Below are 2,795 nucleotides of genomic sequence, written 5' to 3'. Positions count from 1 at the left end.
GGGCAGCAGGCTGGACCAGGGGCGGCGCTCGGGGGTGGGCAGGTCCAGCCCCTGGCGGAGGGTGACGCTCATGCGGCGACCTCCGCCGGCGGGGCGGCCGGCGCGTGCAGGTGCTGGGTCTGGGTGTCCCAGAGCTGGCGGTAGACGGCGCAGCGCTCCAGCAGCACGGCATGCGGCGCGAAGTCCAGCACCTGGCCGCGGTCCAGCACCAGGATGGCGTCGGCCATGACCAGCGAGGCCAGGCGGTGCGAGACGATCAGCATGGTGCGGCCGCGGGCGATGGTCGCCAGGTTCTGCTGGATGATGGCCTCGCTCTCGGGGTCGAGGGCGCTGGTGGCCTCGTCGAAGATCAGCAGGCGGGGCTCGGTCAGCAAAGCGCGGGCGATGGCCAGGCGCTGGCGCTGGCCGCCGGAGAAGTTCGCCGCGTTCTCCTCGACCAGGGTGTCGTAGGCCATCGGCAGGCGGTCGATGAACTCGGCGGCGCCGGCCATGCGGGCGGCCTCGATGATGGCGGTCATCGGTGCGTCGGGGCGGGCGGCGGCGATGTTCTCGCGGATGCTGCCGCGGAACAGGAGATTGTCCTGCAGCACGACGCCGACGTTGCGGCGGAGGTGCGGCAGCTCGATCTGGCGCAGGTCGACGCCGTCCAGCTGGATCAGCCCTTCCTGCGGCAGGTGGATGGCCTGGACCATGCGGGTGACCGTGGTCTTGCCGGAGCCGGAGCGGCCGACCAGCCCGATCACCTGGCCGGGCTTCACCTCGAAGCTGATGCGGTCCAGCGCCGGGGTGGCGGCGCCCGGATAGCGGAAGCCCACCCCCTGGAAGCTGAGCGTGCCGGTGATCTCGGGACGCGCGCGGCGGTCCTGGCCCTGGCGCTCGGGGGCGGTGTTCATCACCGTGCCCAGCATCTCCACCGAGAGCGCGGCTTCCTGGTACTCGTTGATCAGCGCCACGATCTGCACCAGCGGCCCGGTGACCCGGCCGGACAGCATGTTGAAGGCGACCAGCGCGCCGATGCTGAGCTGGCCGTCGAAGACCAGCAGGGCGCCGACGCCGAGCACGCTGATCTGCATCAGCTTCTCGAGCCCGGTGGTCAGCACGTTGCCGGTGGCGGCGACCTGGCCGACGCCGGCATGCTGGCGCATGGCGGTGGCGACCTTGCCGTCCCAGGCCTTCTCGCGCGCCGGCTCCAGCACCAGCGACTTCACGGCGCGCATGTTGTGCAGGGTCTCGACCAGATAGGCCTGGCGGGCGCCTTCCGACTGGTACAGCGCGTTCAGCTTGCTTCGGAACAGCGGCACCATGCCGCCGATGACCGCGGCGATGGCCAGCGAAAAGCCCAGCACGACGGCGGTCAGCACGCCGCTGTAGAGCACGAGAAGGACCAGCAGCACCGGCAGGGCGGCGGCGTCCAGCAGGGTCTGGAACAGCCGCCCGGTCAGGAAGTGGCGCAGCTTCTCGGTCTGCTGCAGGTGGCGGGCCAGCACGCCGGCGCTGTTGCTCTCGAAGAAATGCAGCGGCAGGCCGAGCAGGTGGCGGAAGGTGCGCGAGGTCAGCCGGGCGTCGATCTTGTTGCTGGCCAGCAGCATCAGCCGCTGCCGGGCATAGCTGAAGAGGCCGTCGAAGACGGTGAGCAGCACGAAGACGGCCACCACCACGGTCAGCGTCTGGTAGCTGTGGTGGGTGATGACCTTGTCGATCAGCACCTGGAACAGCAGCGGGATGGCGAAGCTGATCAGGTTCGCCATGATCGCGGCGATGGCCACGCCCTGGAACAGGCGGCGGTGGCGGATGATCTCGGGCAGGAACCAGCGCAGGCCGAAGCGCTGGTTCTCGTCGGTGACCTTGTTGGCGCGGCGGGCCACCACCAGGCGGCCGGACCATTCGGCCAGGAAGGCCTCGCGGGTGACCAGTTGCACGCCGGCGGCCTCGTCGCGCGGGTCGAGGATGGCGGCCAGCTTCGCCCCGTCGGCGGCGGCCATGACATGGACCAGGATGAACCAGCTGCCGTCGCGCCGGGTCGCCAGCGCCGGATAGGCGGTGCCCAGGCTGCCCGCCTTGTCCCAGTCGCAGCGGGTCAGCGCCTTGCCGGACAGCCCGGCCGCCTTCAGGCTGCGCAGCACTGCGCCGGTCATGTCGCCGGCGCCCGGCACCGGCAGCTCGGCCGGGGTCAGGTGCTGGCCATGATGCATGGCGAGCAGGAAGACGCATCGAAGCGCCGTCAGTTCCGGGGCTAGTTCTGGGGCCAAGGCCGCTTACCCACCAGGGCTGGAAGTTTTTTCCTGCCCTTAAGAAACGCCCGTCATGTTGCCCGGGCATTAACCAATCGCGGGCGGGCAGCCGGCTTGTCCGGTCGGCAGAAAACCCAGTAGAAACAGTCGCGAAGCATGACCGTTTCGTGGTCGTGAACATACCGGCCTGACGTTCACTTGCCGTTAACGTTCTGACCGGATGGTGCGCCCGGGAAGGTCGCCCGGGTCAAAAGGTCCCGTGCCACCCCTGGCTCCTGGCGCCGCCGGCGGGGGGTCTGTTCCAAAAGCGGCTGAAGAATCCGGCCGGATCAGTCCCGAAAAACCTGGGCGGGCATGTGGAGAAACTCGTGGCCCCGTTGCAGCACGGCCTTTCGCAGGCCGCTTGGCATCGTCCGATGCCGGCTTCGCTGACGCCCTTCATGGCGTGCCGCCCCGATTCCCGCGCCCTCCTGGCCTTCGAGACTGCCGGTCCCGGCACCTCTGACCATGGCCGTCACGCCGCCCGCGCCCCCGCGGGCGGTCCTGCTGCCGCCTAACCCCCAC

At 69.9% G+C, this 2,795-nt stretch carries 1 protein-coding gene; it reads right to left on the bottom strand.

Annotation, left to right across the window (positions count from 1 at the left end; translation table 11 throughout):
* Nucleotides 1-68: 68 nt before the first annotated feature.
* On the bottom strand, nt 69-2,249 hold the full coding sequence (locus BKE38_RS29585) for a peptidase domain-containing ABC transporter (RefSeq protein WP_207553733.1): 2,181 nt from the start codon (nt 2,247-2,249) through the stop codon (nt 69-71).
* Nucleotides 2,250-2,795: the final 546 nt, after the last annotated feature.

Origin of the sequence: Teichococcus deserti (assembly GCF_001982615.1) — a bacterium.
GTDB classification, from domain to species: Bacteria; Pseudomonadota; Alphaproteobacteria; order Acetobacterales; family Acetobacteraceae; genus Pseudoroseomonas; species Pseudoroseomonas deserti.
The sequence above is the reverse complement of the archived record's forward strand: the minus strand, read 5'-3'. Positions and strand labels throughout refer to the sequence as shown.